We start from the raw sequence: 15,408 nt of genomic DNA, 5'->3' as shown, positions 1-15,408 counted from the left end.
GTTCCAATTAAGTTGTTAGCGAAAGCCGAGGAAAGTCATGAACAAGAGCAGCGTTACGGTCATCGATATTGCACGCGAGGCAGGCGTGTCGAAATCGACCGTGTCGCTTGTGCTGCGCGATAGTCCGCTGGTTCATGCCGAAACGCGGGTGAAGGTGCAGGCGGCAATCGAAAAGCTCGGTTACGTCTATAACCGCAGTGCCGCCAATCTGCGTCAGTCCAAGTCAAAGATCATCGGGCTGGTCGTCAACGATCTGACCAACAGTTTCTTTGCCGAACTGGCGGTCGGTGTGGACCGCGTTATGCAGTCGGCGGGCTATGTGCAGTTTCTGGCCAATACGGGCGAGAGCATTGACCGGCAGCGCGAAGTGATCGCCTCCATGCGCGAACATGGCATTGCCGGGCTGATCGTTTCACCGGCGCGCGGTACGGAATCCGGCGATCTGAAGCCGCTGGCAAAAAGCGGCCTGCCGGTGGTGCAGATGGTGCGCGATGTGCCGGGTTCCGGCGTTTCGTCAATTCTGTCCGACAATCGCGGTGGCGTCGCAAAGGCCGTCGAGCATCTGGTCGGTCTTGGTCACAGCAACATCGCGTTCATGGGCGGCTATGTGGATACGGCGGTGTTTGCCGAGCGTGTCTCCGGCTATCGCGCTGGTCTGGAACAGGCCGGTCTTGTCTTTGACGATGCGCTGGTCTTCACATCGGCTCCGTCGCGGGCGGGCGGTGTGGAAGCGGTGGAGCGCATGTTGCTTCTGGGTGCAAAGCCGACGGCTACGGTGTGTTTCAACGATGCGGTGGCATTTGGCGTTTGCGACGGTTTGCGCGCTGCGCATCTGGAACCGGGACGTGATTTCGGCGTGGTCGGCTTCGACGATGTGATCGAAGCAAAGACCGCCGTGCCCGCATTAACAACAGTGTCGGTCGATCCGCAGGGGATGGGCGAACGGGCGGCACAGCTTCTTTTGAAGCAGATCAATTCGGAACGGGTGGAGGCGGAGGCGCAGCGTTTGGCGGTGCGTCTGGCGGTGCGTGCCAGTTGCGGCATGCCTTTTAAAGCGGAGGAGAAACGCGAATGGCAAAGTGGGGCCTAATAGGCGCAAGCACGATTGCGAAAGAGTGGGTGATCGGTGCCATTCGCGCGACGGGCGGCGAAGTCGTTTCCGTTTACAGCACCAATGTCGCGCGCGGTGAAACCTATGCTCGCGACAACGGAATTGCGCGGGCTGTGACGAGCCTCGACACTCTGCTGGCCGATCCGGACGTCGAAGCGGTCTATATCTCAACCACCAATGAATTGCATCGCGATCAGGCGATTGCCGCCGCCAAAGCTGGTAAGCATATGCTGTGCGAAAAGCCGCTGGCGCTCACGATTGGCGACGCTCATGCCATGTTGAAGGCCGTACGTGAAGCGGGCGTTGTGGCAGGCACCAACCATCATTTGCGTAACGCTGCCAGTCACCGCGCCATGCGCGATGCAATCGCCCAAGGCAAGATCGGCAAGGTGCTTGGCGCGCGGGTTTTCCACGCGGTTTATCTGCCGCCGCATTTGCAGGGCTGGCGTATCGAGCGGCCCGATGCTGGTGGCGGTGTCATTCTCGATATCACGGTGCACGACGCCGATACGCTGCGTTTTGTGCTGGGTGAAAATCCGGTCGAAGCCTTGGCTTTCAGCCAGCAGGGGGGCTTAAGCGACGCTGGGCTGGAAGACGGTGTGATGGGTGTGCTGCGTTTTCCATCCGGCGCGATTGCCCAGTTCCACGACGCTTTCACGACCAGATATGCGGAAACAGGCTTTGAAGTGCACGGCAGTGAAGGCTCGCTGGTGGCCCGCAATGTGATGACGCAAAAGCCGGTTGGTTCGGTGCTGCTGCGTGACAAGGACGGCGAGCATGAATTGCCGCTCGATCAGAAAAATCTCTATGAAACCGCCTTGCAGGCTTTCCATGATGCGATGGCAGGCAAGGGTCAGCCTTCCGCAACATTGGAGGACGGCATCTGGTCGCTCGCCACGGGGCTTGCCGTGCTTGAGGCCGCAAAGACCGGCAAGGCAACCGCCATTCAATCTGGAATCTGAACATGAACAAGCATATTTCGGCAGCGGAAGCGGCTGCGCTCATCCCCGACAACGCTGTCGTTTCCGTCTCCTCTTCGAGCGGTCTTGGCTGTCCCGATTTGACGCTGAAAGCCATCGGCGAGCGGTTTGACGAAACTGGCCATCCGAAAAATATCACCACGCTGCACCCGATTGCGGCAGGCGATATGAGCGGCATCAAGGGCGTCGATTACATCGCCAAGCCAGGATTGCTGAAGAAGATCATTGGCGGTTCCTATCCGTCGGGCCCGTCCAGTGCCGAGCCGCCGCTGATCTGGCAGATGATCACCAATAATGAGATCCCGGCCTATAATATCCCGTCGGGCATTCTGTTCGACATGCACCGCGAAGCAGCAGCCAAACGCCCCGGCGTGCTGACCAAGGTGGGTCTTGATACGTTTGTCGACCCAAAGCGTCAGGGCACGGCGATGAATGACAAGGCCGCGCAAGAGCCGGTTGTGAAACATGTCAGCTTCGAAGGCGAAGACTGGCTCTATTTCCCTTCCATCATCCCGCAAGTGGCGATCATTCGCGCCACGACAGCGGATGAACGCGGCAACCTCACCTATGAGCATGAGGGCGCTTATCTTGGTGGGCTGGATCAGGCGCTGGCCGCGCGCAACAATGGCGGCATCGTCATTGCGCAGGTGAAGCGCATCGCCAAGGAAGGCACGCTGAAGCCGCATGATGTGCGGGTGCCGGGCGTTCTGGTTGATTATATCGTGGTCGATCCCGACCAGAAACAGACGACGCAGACGCTGTATGATCCGGCGATTTCGGGCGAGATTTTCCGCCCGATCGATACGTTCCGTCTGGCCGAATTTAATATCCAGAAGGCGATTGCGCGCCGTGTCTCACAGGAATTGCAGGCGGGCAGCGCGGTCAATCTCGGCTTTGGTATTTCCGCCAATGTGCCGCGCATTCTGCTGGAGGAAGGCCTGCATGGCGCCGTGACATGGGTGATCGAGCAGGGCGCTGTCGGCGGGGTGCCATTGCTGGATTTTGCCTTTGGCTGCGCAGCAAATGCCGACGCCTATATGCCATCGCCCTATCAGTTCACCTATTTTCAGGGTGCAGGCTTCGATGCGTCGCTCCTGTCCTTCCTTGAGATCGGGCGTGACGGCTCGGTCAATGTGTCGAAGCTGTCATTCCGTCCGCATGTCACGGCAGGGGCAGGCGGCTTTGTAGACATTACCGCAAGGGCCAAAAAGATTGTCTTTTCGGGCATGTTCAATGCAGGGGCTAAATTGTCGGTCGCTGACGGCAAGCTGGTGATCGAGAAGGAAGGCAAGCTCAAAAAACTCGTCAATGAAGTCGAGCATGTCACCTTCTCCGGTCCGCGCAGTGTCGCGCAGGGGCAGGACATTACCTATGTCACGGAGCGCGCTGTGATGAAACTGACGCCGGAAGGTATCGTGCTCACTGAGATTGCGCCGGGTGTGGACTTGCAGGCGCATATTCTTGATCAATCCGAGTTTCCGCTGATCGTTTCCGACCAGCTCAAGATCATGGATGAAGCGCTGTTCCGCGAAGAGCCGATTGGACTTGAATTGCCGCAAAAGCCTGCGCGAAAGCTGGAGGCGTGAAATGGCTGATCGGATAGAAATTGCGACCGAGAACCACATCGCGATCATGACGATCAAGCGTCCCGAAAAGCTCAATGCATTCGATATTGAGCTTTTGCAGGAATTGTCCGCGGCCTGTGATCGGGTGGAGGCGGATAGCACCGTGCGGGTTGCAATCCTGACCGGTGAGGGCAAAGCCTTTTCTGCCGGCGGTGACATCAAGGCTTGGGGCGGCATGGAACCGCAAGAATTCGGCCATGCCTGGGTGCGCTACGGTCATCGTGTGTTCGAGCGTCTGGCGACTTTGCGTGTGCCATTGATCGCAGCGATGAATGGTCACGCTCTGGGCGGTGGTCTGGAACTGGCAGGCGCTGCTGATATCCGCATTGTTGAGCGACAGGCGAAGATCGGCCTGCCGGAAACCTCGCTTGGCATGATCCCTGGCTGGTCGGGCACGCAGCGTCTTGTGCGCCGTTTCGGTGCGCAGATCGTGCGCCGCATGGTGCTGGGCGGCGAAATGTTCACAGCGGAGGAAGCGCTTTCGCATGGGCTTGTCGATGCCGTTGTGGAGACGGGTGCAGCTTTGCAGGCAGCACAAGACTATGCAGCACGGGTAGCAAAGCGCGGACCCGCGGCACTGGAAATTTCCAAACTGATGCTTTCCGTCGCCAATGGCGAGGACAATGGAACCGCCGTCGAGGCATTGGGTTCCATCCTTGTCGCCAAGACCGGCGATCTGAAGGAAGGCGTGCGCTCGTTCAGCGAAAAGCGCGAAGCGAATTTTAAGGGAGAATGGTAATGAGTACGATCGTAAAACCGCAGCCGCTGGCAGGACTGGCCGTTCGCGAATTCTCCATGCTGATCGATGGCAAATGGGTGCAGAGCCAAAGCGGCGGCAGCATTGAGCGTGTGGCTCCCGGTCATGGCGTGACGGTGAGCCGTTATCCCGCTGGCAACAAGGCGGATGTGGAACGCGCCGTCGCAGCTGCGCGCAAGGCTTTCGATGACGGGCGCTGGTCTTCCAAAACGGCATCGCAGCGCTCGCTGGTGCTGTTGAAAGCCGCTGATCTCATTGAAGCGAGGGCGGAAGAGCTTGCCTATCTCGATGCGATTGAAGCAGGAAAGCCGATCAGTCAGGTGCGCGGTGAGATTGCCGGTTCCGTCGATATCTGGCGTTATGCGGCAGCGCTTGCGCGTGATCTGCATGGCGAGAGCTACAATACGCTGGGCGATGGCACTTTGGGCGTTGTGCTGCGCGAGGCAATTGGCGTTGTTTCCATCATTACGCCTTGGAATTTCCCGTTCCTGATCGTCGGCCAAAAGCTGCCTTTCGCCTTGGCGGCGGGATGCACGGCGGTCGTAAAGCCTTCGGAACTTACCTCTGGTTCGACACTGGTGCTTGGTGAAATTCTGGCCGAGGCAGGCGTGCCGGACGGTGTGGTCAACATCGTCACCGGAACGGGTGCTGATGTCGGCCAGCATATGAGCACGCATCCGGATGTGGACATGGTGTCGTTCACCGGTTCCACTGGCGTCGGTAAGCTGACCATGGTCAATGCGGCGCAGACGCTGAAGAAAGTGTCGCTGGAACTTGGCGGCAAGAACCCGCAAATCCTGTTCCCGGATGCGGATATGGACGCTTTCATCGACGCTGCGGTGTTCGGCGCATGGTTCAATGCGGGCGAATGCTGCAATGCCGGGTCGCGGCTGATCGTACATCGTTCGATTGTGGATGAGATTGTCGGTCGGGTCGCTGATCTGTCGAAAAAGGTGATCGTCGGCGATCCGCTCGATGTCAGTACGCAAGTGGGCGCGATCATCACGCCGCAGCATCTGAGCAAGGTTGGCGCTTATGTCGATCAGGCCAAGAAGGCGGGCGCTGCAATTGCCCATGGCGGCGATGTGCTGGATCTCGGCCTTGGTCAATATATGGGGCCGACCATTATTGCGGGCGTGAAAGCCGACATGGCCGTGGCGCGTGAGGAAGTGTTCGGGCCGGTTCTGTCGGTGCTTTCCTTCGATACGGTGGATGAGGCGATCTCCATTGCCAATGCGGTTGATTACGGCCTTTCCGCAGGCGTGTGGAGCCGCGATTTCGATACCTGCATGAACATTGGTCGCAAGGTGCGGGCTGGTACGGTCTGGATGAACACCTTCATGGACGGCACGCCGGAACTGCCCTTCGGCGGTTATCGCCAGTCAGGTCTGGGTCGCGAGTTGGGTCGTCATGCCGTGGAGGATTATACCGAGACCAAGACGCTCAACATGCATATCGGCGCGCGTACGGGCTGGTGGATGCCGCAAGGTAAGTAAGGAGTGACGGCTTTGGGAGGACAGCCGGATATCGTCATCATCGGATCGGGTATCGGCGGCGCGACAATGGCCGCCGGTCTTGCCGCGTCTGGTGCAGACATTCTCATTCTTGAGGCGGGGGAGTATTTGCCGGACAGGCCGGAAAACCGCGACCCGCGCGCCATTTTTCAACAAGGCTTCTTTCGCCCGAAGGAGTTCTGGTACGAGACCAACGGTACGCCGTTCAATCCCGGCAACTATTACAATGTCGGCGGCAATTCCAAATTCTTTGGCGCGGTGCTGATCCGCTATCGCCGCGAGGATTTTGCGGAAATGGCGCATCTGGAAGGCGTTTCGCCCGCATGGCCATTCGCATATGAGGAGCTGGAGCCTTGGTATAGCCGTGCCGAACAGCTGTTTCAGGTGCGGGGTGAACTGGGGGATGATCCGACCGAGCCGGATCATTCAAAACCCTATCCTTATCCGGCAATCCGTGACGAACCGGCCATTGCCGATATACGGGCGCGATTGAAGAAGAATGGTCTTCATGCCGCATCGCTGCCGCTGGGAGTCGATATTGACCGTTGGCTTGCCAAGGCAAAAACGCCTTGGGATGCGTTTCCGAACAGCAATGACGGCAAGATGGATGCGGAAACCTGTCCGCTTGCCAGCGCCTTGCGCTATTCCAATGTCAGGCTGGAAACCGCGGCGCGGGTAACGCGACTGGAAGCTGGTCCGGATGGAAAAACCATCGTTGCGGTGCATTATCTGAAGAACGGCGAGGCACTGGTCCTGCGCCCAAAGCTCGTCATTCTTTCGGCGGGCGCGGTGCAGTCGGCAGCGCTCTTGTTGCGCTCAGGATTGGCGAACCGTTCCGATCAGGTCGGTCGCAATTTCATGAACCATAATTCTAGCGCCGTGATCGCTTTCGATCCGCGCTATCGCAATGACAGCGTCTACCAGAAGACCTTTGGCTTCAATGATTACTATCTGTCGGACGGGGCAGGCGGGCCGCCGCTCGGTAATGTGCAATTGCTTGGCCGCGTGTCGGGCGCGATCCTGAAATCCAATATGCCACGTGTGCCGGAATGGCTGTTGAACCGGATTGCCGGGCACACAATCGACTTCTACGCGATGAGCGAAGACCTGCCGTCGCCGGAAAGCCGCGTGACGGTGGATGGCGAACGCATTGTCCTGCATTGGGTGCGCAGCAACTGGAAGGCGCATCTGATGCTGGTCGACAAGCTCAAATCCGCACTGCGGTCGGCTGGATTTCCGGTGGTTTTGTCGCGGGCCTTCGACCGGCGTACGCCCTCGCATCAATGCGGTACGGTGCGCATTGGTAACGACCCGACGACAGCGCCGCTCGATACATGGTGCCGCGCTTACGACCATCCCAGTCTTCATGTGGTGGATGCGTCGTTCCTGCCGACATCGGCTGCGGTCAATCCCGCGCTGACCATCGCCGCGCAGGCGTTGCGCGTGGCGGACCATTTGAATCGGGAGGTGCTGGCATGAACCGTCAAAGACCTGTGGCGCTGGTGACCGGCGGCCGACGCGGCATCGGCCTTGGCATAGCCCGCGCTCTCGCGGCGAAGGGCTTCGATCTGGCGATTACCGATGTTGAAAACGACGAGGCCGTCATCCACGAACTGCGCGGAATGGGTGGCAAGGTGGCTTTCTTCAAGGGCGATCTTGCTGCCGTCGAAACCCATGCGGCGACGGTTGCCGCTGTGCTGAAGGAGTTTGGCAGCATTGATTGTCTCGTCAACAATGCGGGCATGGGCTCGGTCGAGCGTGGCGATTTTCTCGGGCTGAAGCCGGAGAATTTCGACACCATCATGGGGGTCAATCTGCGCGGCACCGTGTTTTTCACACAGGCGATAGTGAAAGCCATGCTGGCGGTAACCGATGTGCGTTTTCCACGCAGCATCGTGACGATCAGTTCGGTTTCATCGGTGATGAGTTCGCCGGAAAGGCTGGATTACTGCATCAGCAAGGCGGGCCTGACCGCCTTTGTGCAGGGGCTGGCATTGCGGCTCGCCGAGGCGCGGATTGGTGTGTTCGAGGTTCGACCGGGTATCATTCGCACCGATATGACGGCAAAGGTTGCCGAGCGCTACGACACGCTGATTGACGGCGGGCTGGTGCCGATGAAGCGCTGGGGCGAAGTGGGCGATGTTGGCGCCATCGTGGCCGGGCTTGCGGGCGGCAATTTCATCTTCGCCACCGGGTCGGTGATCAATGCCGATGGCGGCTTGTCGATAGCCAAACTTTAGTTTCTCGGGAGGAGAAACGAATGAATTACGACTATATCATCGTTGGCGGCGGGCCTGCCGGCTGTGTTCTCGCCAATCGTTTGAGCGAAGATGCTTCGGTGAAAGTGTTGCTGCTGGAGGCAGGCGGCAGCGACTGGAACCCGCTGTTTCATATGCCTGCGGGCTTTGCCAAAATGACCAAGGGTGTCGCCAGCTGGGGCTGGGAGACCGTTCCGCAAAAGCATATGAAAAATCGTGTTCTGCGCTATACGCAAGCCAAGGTGATTGGCGGCGGTTCCAGCATCAACGCGCAGATTTATACGCGCGGCAATGCGGCTGATTACGATCTTTGGGCCAATGAAGATGGCTGTACCGGTTGGGATTACCGCAGCGTGCTGCCCTATTTCAAACGCGCCGAGGACAATCAGCGTTTCAACGATGACTATCATTCCTATGGCGGGCCGCTTGGCGTTTCCATGCCGTCCGCTCCACTGCCGATCTGTGATGCCTATATCCGCGCCGGGCAGGAGCTTGGGCTTCCCTATAATCCGGATTTCAACGGGCGCGAACAGGCCGGTGTCGGCTTCTATCAGCTCACCCAGCGCAACCGCCGCCGTTCTTCCGCCTCGCTTGCTTATCTCGCATCGATCAAGGACCGCCGAAACCTGACGGTCAGAATCAATGCGCCGGTACGCAATATCGTGCTGGAGAAGACGCGGGCCACCGGTGTGGCGCTGATGAGTGGAGAAGTGCTGCGTGCATCGCGCGAGGTGATCCTGTCATCGGGCGCAATCGGCTCACCGAAGCTTCTGCTGCAATCGGGGATCGGACCGGCCGATCATCTCAAGCAGGCAGGCGTGGCCGTGAAACTCGATTTGCCGGGCGTCGGCTCAAACATGCAGGACCATCTCGATCTTTTCGTTATCAGCGAATGCACTGGCGATCACACCTATGACGGCGTGGCAAAGCTGCACCGCACACTTGGTGCGGGCCTGCAATATATCCTGCTGCGTTCCGGTCCGGTGGCGTCGAGCCTGTTTGAGACCGGCGGCTTCTGGTATGCCGATCCAGAGGCCCGGTCGCCGGATATCCAGTTCCATCTGGGGCTTGGTTCGGGGATTGAAGCCGGCGTCGAGAAGCTGAAGAATGCTGGTGTGACGCTCAATTCCGCCTATCTGCATCCGCGTTCGCGTGGCACGGTGCGTCTGGCGTCCAGCGATCCGGCAGCGGCCCCGCTGATCGACCCCAATTACTGGAACGATCCACACGATCTGAAGATGTCATTGGAAGGGTTGAAGATCGCCCGCGAAATCCTGCAACAAGAAGCCTTGAAGCCCTTTGTCATGGCCGAACGGTTGCCGGGACCGAAAGTGGTCACGGACGACGATTTGTTCGACTATGCCTGCGCCAATGCCAAGACCGATCACCATCCGGTCGGCACCTGCAAGATGGGCACCGATGCTTCCGCCGTGGTCGATCTGGAACTGAGGGTTCGCGGTCTGGAGGGCTTGCGTGTCTGCGACAGCTCGATCATGCCACGCGTGCCGTCCTGCAACACCAATGCGCCGACAATCATGGTTGGCGAAAAGGGATCGGACATTATTCGCGGGCGCGATCCGCTGCCGCCAACCGTTTTCTCTTGGGAGAAAAACGAACAGAAGCCGCGTGCAAGGGTTTAATCTGCTCCGTCCGCCGGTTCAAAGCGCAGATAGCCCACGACATCTGAACCCTTGTGGTTCGGATTGTCGGAGGGGTGATTGACGCCGTCATTGACCGGGATAACCTTGAAATCGAAAGGCGAAACGCCTTCCAGACAAGCCGCATTCACGCCAAACTGGCGTGGATTGGAGCGGCGCTGGTGGTGCGTATAGATCCCGCATCTGGAGCAGAAGAAATGCTTCGCGACGCCGGTATTGAATGTGTAGAGGGTGAGCGCGTCTTCCCCTTGCAGGATTTCCAGCCCGCCGAGTTCCGCTGACACGACGACTGCTCCACGCATCCGGCAATAGGAGCAGTCGCAGCGGCGCGCGCTATGCAGGCCGTCGGACAGTTTTACGCGAAAACGCACCGTTCCGCAGTGGCATGCGCCGTTGGCTTCCTTGATGTCCGGATTCATTTTTCACTCCATTCTGCTTCCGTGGACGATATTTTCTTTTCTGCCAGTTTACCACCGGCGAAAACCGATTAAGTTCGTTTCCGAAAATGCTTCAGGGAGGGAACGGCATGAGCGAATTCGCAGTCATCACAGGCGGCAGCACGGGGATCGGCAGGCATCTGGTTACGGCCTTTGCCGAGGCGGGTTATGCGGTTGCTTTCAGCTACAAGGACGAGGACGACGCGGCCCAATCGCTGGTCGAGGCGATTGAAGCGGGCGGCGGTCAGGCGCTTGGGCTTGCCTGTGATGTTGGCGTTGGGGCGGAGGTCGATGCTTTCTTCGATGAAGCATGCAGCTGGTTCGGCGATGCGCCCGATGTGCTCGTCAACAATGCCGGTATCCAGACATGGCGTTCGCTGCTGGAGCTTGGCGAAGACGAGTGGGACGATGTCATCCGCACCAATCTGAAAGGGTGCTTCCTCAATACGCAGGCAGCAGCCAAGCGGATGGTGGATGCCGACAAGAGCGGTGCGATCATCAATATCGGTTCGGGCTGCAACAAGCTGGCTTTTCCGAAACTCGTTTCCTACACGGCCTCCAAGGGCGGCATCGAACAGTTCACCAAGGTTTCGGCGGTGGAGCTTGGACCGCACGGCATTCGTGTGAATTGTGTGGCCCCCGGCGCAATCCTCAATGATCGCACGGCGCTGGAACAGCCTGACTATGCAGGCACCTGGGCCAAGGTCACGCCATTGCGGCGTGTCGGTAGCGTCGAGGATCTGGCGGGTCCGGTGCTGTTTTTTGCGTCCGAGGCCGCGCGCTTCGTGACAGGTCAGACCCTTTGGGTCGACGGCGGCGTGTTCTCGCAGGCCAACTGGCCTTATGACAGATGATTTTTAAGTGGTGATCCCGACTGGATTCGAACCAGTGGCCTACAGATTAGGAATTTTCAGCGTCCAGAAAATCACGCTATCGCCACCTTTGTCAACATACTTGTTTATGACGCAAATTCAATTAGATAAGTCTATTTCATTGGCTTGATTAGCCAAGAAGTGGACTGCGATAGGTCGGGCTTCAAATTCCTGACTTGGTCCTATGTTGGTCCCGTGCTAAGTGAAGGCAACGGAAAAGCGGGAGCTACAGATAATGGTTTGGATAAGGGACAAACTGACGGGCACGCACCTTGATGAAGCAAGGAAACTGGTTGCGAGCAAGACGGGCGACGGGACCATTTTTGCGGACGACAAGACCGATGGGCTTGTGCTACGGGTGCGGAAAACGGCGGCAACGTTCTCGCTAAAGTATGCAGGTAAAACCCGCGTTCTCGGAACGTTGTCTGAAAGCGCCAAGGGTAAAATCAACCCCGGCGAAATCCAGACCATACAAGCCGCTCGCGATCTGGCTGAGCAAGTGCGGGCGCTCCTAAAAGATGGGACAGACCCGACGCTTTTTCTGTCCGGTAAAGCGGCGGGAAAATCGGACGATTCAGCGAAAAATGCGGCTGAGAGACAGGTGCTTATTGACGCTGGTTTTTGGACTTGGGAAAGATTGATTTCCGAATATACGGACGGCTATCTGTCACAGCCGCGACTGGTCAAAAAACGCATGCGCCCGCCTTCATTGCGAAGTGCGGATACTGCCCGCAAAAGTCTGATAATTGCAGAAGCGAACGGCCTGAAAGGGCGTTTGATTTCTGAACTGTCGCTGGGCGATCTGGAAGAGGTACGGGACGCATGCGCCAAGGCTGGCAGAAAGACCGCTTCGCGGGCTTTTGTTGCGAACGCAAAGGCAGCGCTGTCCTTTGCCCGTAAGATGCATGCGCGCAAATCGGGGCTAGAGGGAAGCCCGAAATGGTGGCTGGAACTTGCGCCTTTGCATTCTACGCAAGTTGCCCCACGTATGCGCCGTCCGAAAATCGAAGATTTGGCGCGGACTCTCTACGCAGTGGAGAAACATCGTGTCATTGAAGGCCGCAAGATCGAGCGGGCAACCTCCGAAATCACCATTTGCGCGGTCTGGTGGCTTGCTCTCGTCGCGCAACGATCTAATGCGGCGCTATCACTGGAAACGGCTCAAATCTTGCCGTGGCCTGCTGACCAAGGCCCCGCCAATGGCTGGAAAGTGGTGCTTTGGTCAGAAGAGGTGATGAAGTCACGGCAATTCCATTCTCTCCCGATCCCGCCACGGGTAGCACTCTTGCTGGAACGGGCGGCTATGGTGGCCCGCAAAGGCTCAAAATACGCGTTTCCTGCTACGGCGCTTCGCAAGGGTGTAGATGATGCGCACCTCGACAAGAACACCTTTAAAAACTTGATGGAGAGGCTACGCGGCAAGCGCAAGAATCCGAAGGGCGGCAAAGCTAGCGAAGAGACGGGCGTTGATCTGCTGGCGGGGATTGAACATTTCTCGCCACACGACATTCGTCGCTTGTTCGGTACAACATGTAGCGACTTGAAAGTGCGAGGCGATGCAATTTCCGCAGTTCTCGATCATGCGGGAATAGAGGATGAAATTGGGCAAAAGGTTATACGAAGCGCGGAAGTCACACGCCTTGCTTATGACCATTCGCAACGGCTGCCGCTCAAGCGTGATGCTATGGAAGTCTGGGCAGACGTAGTTTTTGAGGCATGTGACAAGGTTTGGCGCAATGAAAATCCGATGCGGATGGACATAAGAAGAGAACAAACGCGCAAAGCTGATTTAGCAAAAATGGAGAATGTAGACCCGCGCCGAGGCATTGCGTTTTCTCCATGGCTGCCATGGTATCAAGTGATGGAAATGCGGATGGAGAAACAGCGAAAACCGCTGATATTGCCCGCAAGTGCGCAACGCGCCGATGAAATGAGCGGAGACGTTCAATAAAATTGATCGGTAACCGGATTAATAATTTGGTGTACTTGACCAATGTGCCGCCGACGGCGACCATTATATCCAAGGCGTGTGAATAGGCTCGCGTCAGGCAGTTTCGGTTACGGATAAATATGGTTTCAGCGACAACAGCGTCACACTATCGAAAGCGCACCGCTAATTGAGCGGGCGGCTGGCATATTCGCCAGCCCAGTCGCCATCCGAGCCAACCCTAAGCTGTCAACAAAATTTGCCGCCACGAAGCTCAGGCGGCATTATTCTTTCCGGCTCTGATCGCTATCACGCGTTTGGGCCCGCCCAGCAATTAAAGGTACTGCATCCTGAAAACAGTCGTTCCAGTGGACAGAGATACGGTGTGATTTCTTTCGCTCAGCGTGATTTCCAACATGAAAAATTCTGGCGTGAGTGGAAGGCCGATCTTTCTGAAGCAGCTCAACAAGCGGAGGAAATGATCGGCCGGGCCGAAACATCGGACTTCTATGTGAGCCAACAGTCATTTCTGAACTGGCGTTCGATTTCGCAATTGCGTGCCCTTGGTTGCCTCTATGTAGATGTTGATTATCGCACCCGCGTGCGCTGGAAAAATCAAACCCCACGCGATGTTCTGATTGCGATCCATGCGGTTCTGGAAGAAGCAGGCACTCCTACGCCGTCCTATGTGCTCGACACTGGGCGCGGTTTAAATTTAGTATGGCTACATGATCTTCTGCCGCGTGCGGCCCTATCTCGCTGGACTGCCGTCCAAAAGCAGTTTGCCGATATTCTGAAACCATTCGGTGCCGATCTTAAGGCGCTTGACGCCGCACGTGTGTTTCGCGTTGTCGGTTCTGTCAATAGTCGCGCGGATTGGGATCGGCGGATTGTTGGGATGATCTGGTGCCAGGGTGACCCCGCTTCTCCATATAGACACGACTTCAATAGTCTTGCCGACGAAGTGCTACCACTAAAGCGGAGCGAATTGGTTGCCTTACGCGCGGAACGCGCAAAGCGTCGGGCAGGTGGTCAAAACATGACGCCGCCAAAGCTAGCATTAACATCTGCCAATTGGGGCGAAGCCTGCTTAACGGATCTTCAGCGTCTCCGAGCACACCGGTTTTCGGAAGGCGCACTGCCGGAAGGGCAACGCGACATATGGTTGTTCTGCGCAGCCGCTGCCATCTCGTGGATGTGTCCGCCGCAGGTCATGCAGCGCGAAATTGAGGTGCTGGCACTGGAAGCAGCTGGCTGGACGGATAAGGAAACCGCTAGTCGAATGTCCAGTGTTATCAAAAGGGCGATTGTAGCGGCGGCGGGCGGCACGATCTCGTTTAGCGGTCGTGACATTGATCCGCGTTACAGAATGAAATCGAGCACCATCATAGATTGGCTGGAAATTGAACCAGGTGAAATGCGCGATGCCAATTTGCGGATGCTTGTGGATCAGGATCGGCGGCGCGAATTGAATACTGAACGCACACGTCAATCTCGCCACAAGCGTGGTGCCTCATCACGGCTACAGGCACAGGCTGACCGCTTGGCGCTCGGTCATAAGGCAATCTATCTGGCAGTTTCGAGGGGCATGAACCGCGAGGAACTTGCGGACCATTTGGGTGCCAGTACGGGACAAATATCAAAAGCCATGGCGGAAGCGCGCAAGGCTTCGGGAGCGGTCTAATAATGGAGCAATCTCGCCCGTCACACTTCGTCGCGGTATATGGTGGTGTAACCCGTCCATCGGAGGATTGGGTGCCTGCAACCCGTGTGATTGTTTTGAAATCTCTCATCAGTAGCCGTTTGTTGTGGCGCGGCGATTGGGACCAACACAACCAGGTCGAACGGGCGTTGGTCTGCTCCCGGCAGAGTCTCCATGACATGGCCCTCGGAGAGCCGATGTCTATGAGCAGCCGAAGGCCTAAAGCGAATAGACGTAGTCGGTCACTACATCTTTGTTCTTGTTTCATTCACGCCGATGAGTGACCATTATGATCTAAGCAATTTTAAACAGGAACTTTGACCATGAATGTGCTTGAAATCCCAACTAAAGAATTTCCCCTCAATCATGCCCGTTACACGTACATGATGGATGAACTGCGTTCGGCTGCGCGCGGCTTTGAACAATTGTATTGGCTTGGTTGGCCGAACGGGAAAGAACTGGATTCCCGTCTCATGAAAATCCATGCTGATCTTCATCAGGTCTGGCATCTGATTCAGGAAACCGAACGCCAGCTTGCCGCTAGCGTTGCATTAAAGCAGTAAACGC

Annotated in this window: 13 protein-coding genes; 12 read left to right on the top strand and 1 reads right to left on the bottom strand. The window is 57.3% G+C overall.

The window, feature by feature from the left end:
• The first annotated feature begins 37 nt into the window (after positions 1–37).
• The 8 genes from QBD01_RS00860 to QBD01_RS00825 are packed head-to-tail and all read left to right on the top strand — an operon-like array spanning position 38 to position 9,885.
• The gene (locus QBD01_RS00860; protein ID WP_280991243.1) at positions 38–1,090 is read left to right on the top strand and encodes a LacI family DNA-binding transcriptional regulator; all 1,053 of its coding nucleotides are present in this window, start codon (positions 38–40) and stop codon (positions 1,088–1,090) included.
• Positions 1,072–2,073 carry a Gfo/Idh/MocA family oxidoreductase gene (locus QBD01_RS00855; protein ID WP_280991242.1) on the top strand — a complete coding sequence of 334 codons (1,002 nt, stop codon included), beginning with the start codon at positions 1,072–1,074 and terminating at the stop codon, positions 2,071–2,073. The genes QBD01_RS00860 and QBD01_RS00855 overlap by 19 nt, the downstream gene beginning before the upstream one ends.
• 2 nt (positions 2,074–2,075) lie before the next feature.
• Positions 2,076–3,677, top strand: coding sequence for an acyl CoA:acetate/3-ketoacid CoA transferase (locus QBD01_RS00850; RefSeq protein ID WP_280991241.1), 1,602 nt, complete (start codon positions 2,076–2,078; stop codon positions 3,675–3,677).
• 1 nt (position 3,678) lies between these two features.
• Complete coding sequence (locus tag QBD01_RS00845; protein WP_280991240.1) at positions 3,679–4,455, top strand: enoyl-CoA hydratase/isomerase family protein; 777 nt, start codon at positions 3,679–3,681, stop codon at positions 4,453–4,455.
• Entirely contained in the window at positions 4,449–5,969 is a 1,521-nt protein-coding gene (locus QBD01_RS00840) for an aldehyde dehydrogenase family protein (protein ID WP_280991239.1), read from the top strand. Before QBD01_RS00845 ends, QBD01_RS00840 begins: the two co-directional genes overlap by 7 nt.
• 12 nt (positions 5,970–5,981) lie before the next feature.
• Positions 5,982–7,466, top strand: coding sequence for a GMC family oxidoreductase (locus tag QBD01_RS00835; RefSeq protein ID WP_280992077.1), 1,485 nt, complete (start codon positions 5,982–5,984; stop codon positions 7,464–7,466).
• On the top strand, positions 7,463–8,227 hold the full coding sequence (locus QBD01_RS00830) for a 3-ketoacyl-ACP reductase (protein WP_151588478.1): 765 nt from the start codon (positions 7,463–7,465) through the stop codon (positions 8,225–8,227). Before QBD01_RS00835 ends, QBD01_RS00830 begins: the two co-directional genes overlap by 4 nt.
• 20 nt (positions 8,228–8,247) lie before the next feature.
• Positions 8,248–9,885, top strand: a complete 1,638-nt coding sequence (locus QBD01_RS00825; RefSeq protein WP_280991238.1) for a GMC family oxidoreductase N-terminal domain-containing protein — start codon at positions 8,248–8,250, stop codon at positions 9,883–9,885.
• Here QBD01_RS00825 and QBD01_RS00820 read toward each other — a convergent pair.
• The gene (locus QBD01_RS00820) at positions 9,882–10,322 is read right to left on the bottom strand and encodes a GFA family protein (protein WP_182518926.1); all 441 of its coding nucleotides are present in this window, start codon (positions 10,320–10,322) and stop codon (positions 9,882–9,884) included. The two genes, QBD01_RS00825 and QBD01_RS00820, sit on opposite strands and share 4 nt — an antisense overlap.
• A 107-nt stretch (positions 10,323–10,429) precedes the next feature.
• On the opposite strand from QBD01_RS00820, the gene QBD01_RS00815 reads away from it, so the two are divergent.
• The 4 genes from QBD01_RS00815 to QBD01_RS00800 all read left to right on the top strand — a co-directional run bounded on the left by QBD01_RS00815 (position 10,430) and on the right by QBD01_RS00800 (position 15,404).
• Positions 10,430–11,194, top strand: a complete 765-nt coding sequence (locus tag QBD01_RS00815) for an SDR family oxidoreductase (RefSeq protein ID WP_280991237.1) — start codon at positions 10,430–10,432, stop codon at positions 11,192–11,194.
• 253 nt (positions 11,195–11,447) lie between these two features.
• Positions 11,448–13,163: an integrase arm-type DNA-binding domain-containing protein gene (locus tag QBD01_RS00810; protein WP_280991236.1), complete on the top strand. Its 1,716-nt coding sequence runs from the start codon at positions 11,448–11,450 to the stop codon at positions 13,161–13,163.
• Between the two features lie 361 nt (positions 13,164–13,524).
• Positions 13,525–14,823, top strand: a complete 1,299-nt coding sequence (locus tag QBD01_RS00805; protein WP_280991235.1) for a hypothetical protein — start codon at positions 13,525–13,527, stop codon at positions 14,821–14,823.
• Between the two features lie 341 nt (positions 14,824–15,164).
• Positions 15,165–15,404, top strand: a complete 240-nt coding sequence (locus QBD01_RS00800) for a hypothetical protein (protein ID WP_280991234.1) — start codon at positions 15,165–15,167, stop codon at positions 15,402–15,404.
• The last annotated feature ends 4 nt before the right edge of the window (positions 15,405–15,408 follow it).

The organism is Ochrobactrum sp. 19YEA23 (assembly GCF_029909865.1).
Taxonomy (GTDB): Bacteria; Pseudomonadota; Alphaproteobacteria; order Rhizobiales; family Rhizobiaceae; genus Brucella; species Brucella gambitense.
Note: the sequence above shows the minus strand (reverse complement) of the source record. Positions and strands in the feature narration are given on the sequence as shown.

Bases quoted from the DNA above. Each gene is read 5' to 3' on its own strand.
- QBD01_RS00860 (WP_280991243.1), top strand. From the start codon at position 38: ATGAACAAGAGCAGCGTTACGGTCATCGATATTGCACGCGAGGCAGGC.
- QBD01_RS00855 (WP_280991242.1), top strand. From the start codon at position 1,072: ATGGCAAAGTGGGGCCTAATAGGCGCAAGCACGATTGCGAAAGAGTGG.
- QBD01_RS00850 (WP_280991241.1), top strand. From the start codon at position 2,076: ATGAACAAGCATATTTCGGCAGCGGAAGCGGCTGCGCTCATCCCCGAC.
- QBD01_RS00845 (WP_280991240.1), top strand. From the start codon at position 3,679: ATGGCTGATCGGATAGAAATTGCGACCGAGAACCACATCGCGATCATG.
- QBD01_RS00840 (WP_280991239.1), top strand. From the start codon at position 4,449: ATGGTAATGAGTACGATCGTAAAACCGCAGCCGCTGGCAGGACTGGCC.
- QBD01_RS00830 (WP_151588478.1), top strand. From the start codon at position 7,463: ATGAACCGTCAAAGACCTGTGGCGCTGGTGACCGGCGGCCGACGCGGC.
- QBD01_RS00825 (WP_280991238.1), top strand. From the start codon at position 8,248: ATGAATTACGACTATATCATCGTTGGCGGCGGGCCTGCCGGCTGTGTT.
- QBD01_RS00820 (WP_182518926.1), bottom strand. From the start codon at position 10,322: ATGAATCCGGACATCAAGGAAGCCAACGGCGCATGCCACTGCGGAACG.
- QBD01_RS00815 (WP_280991237.1), top strand. From the start codon at position 10,430: ATGAGCGAATTCGCAGTCATCACAGGCGGCAGCACGGGGATCGGCAGG.
- QBD01_RS00810 (WP_280991236.1), top strand. From the start codon at position 11,448: ATGGTTTGGATAAGGGACAAACTGACGGGCACGCACCTTGATGAAGCA.
- QBD01_RS00800 (WP_280991234.1), top strand. From the start codon at position 15,165: ATGAATGTGCTTGAAATCCCAACTAAAGAATTTCCCCTCAATCATGCC.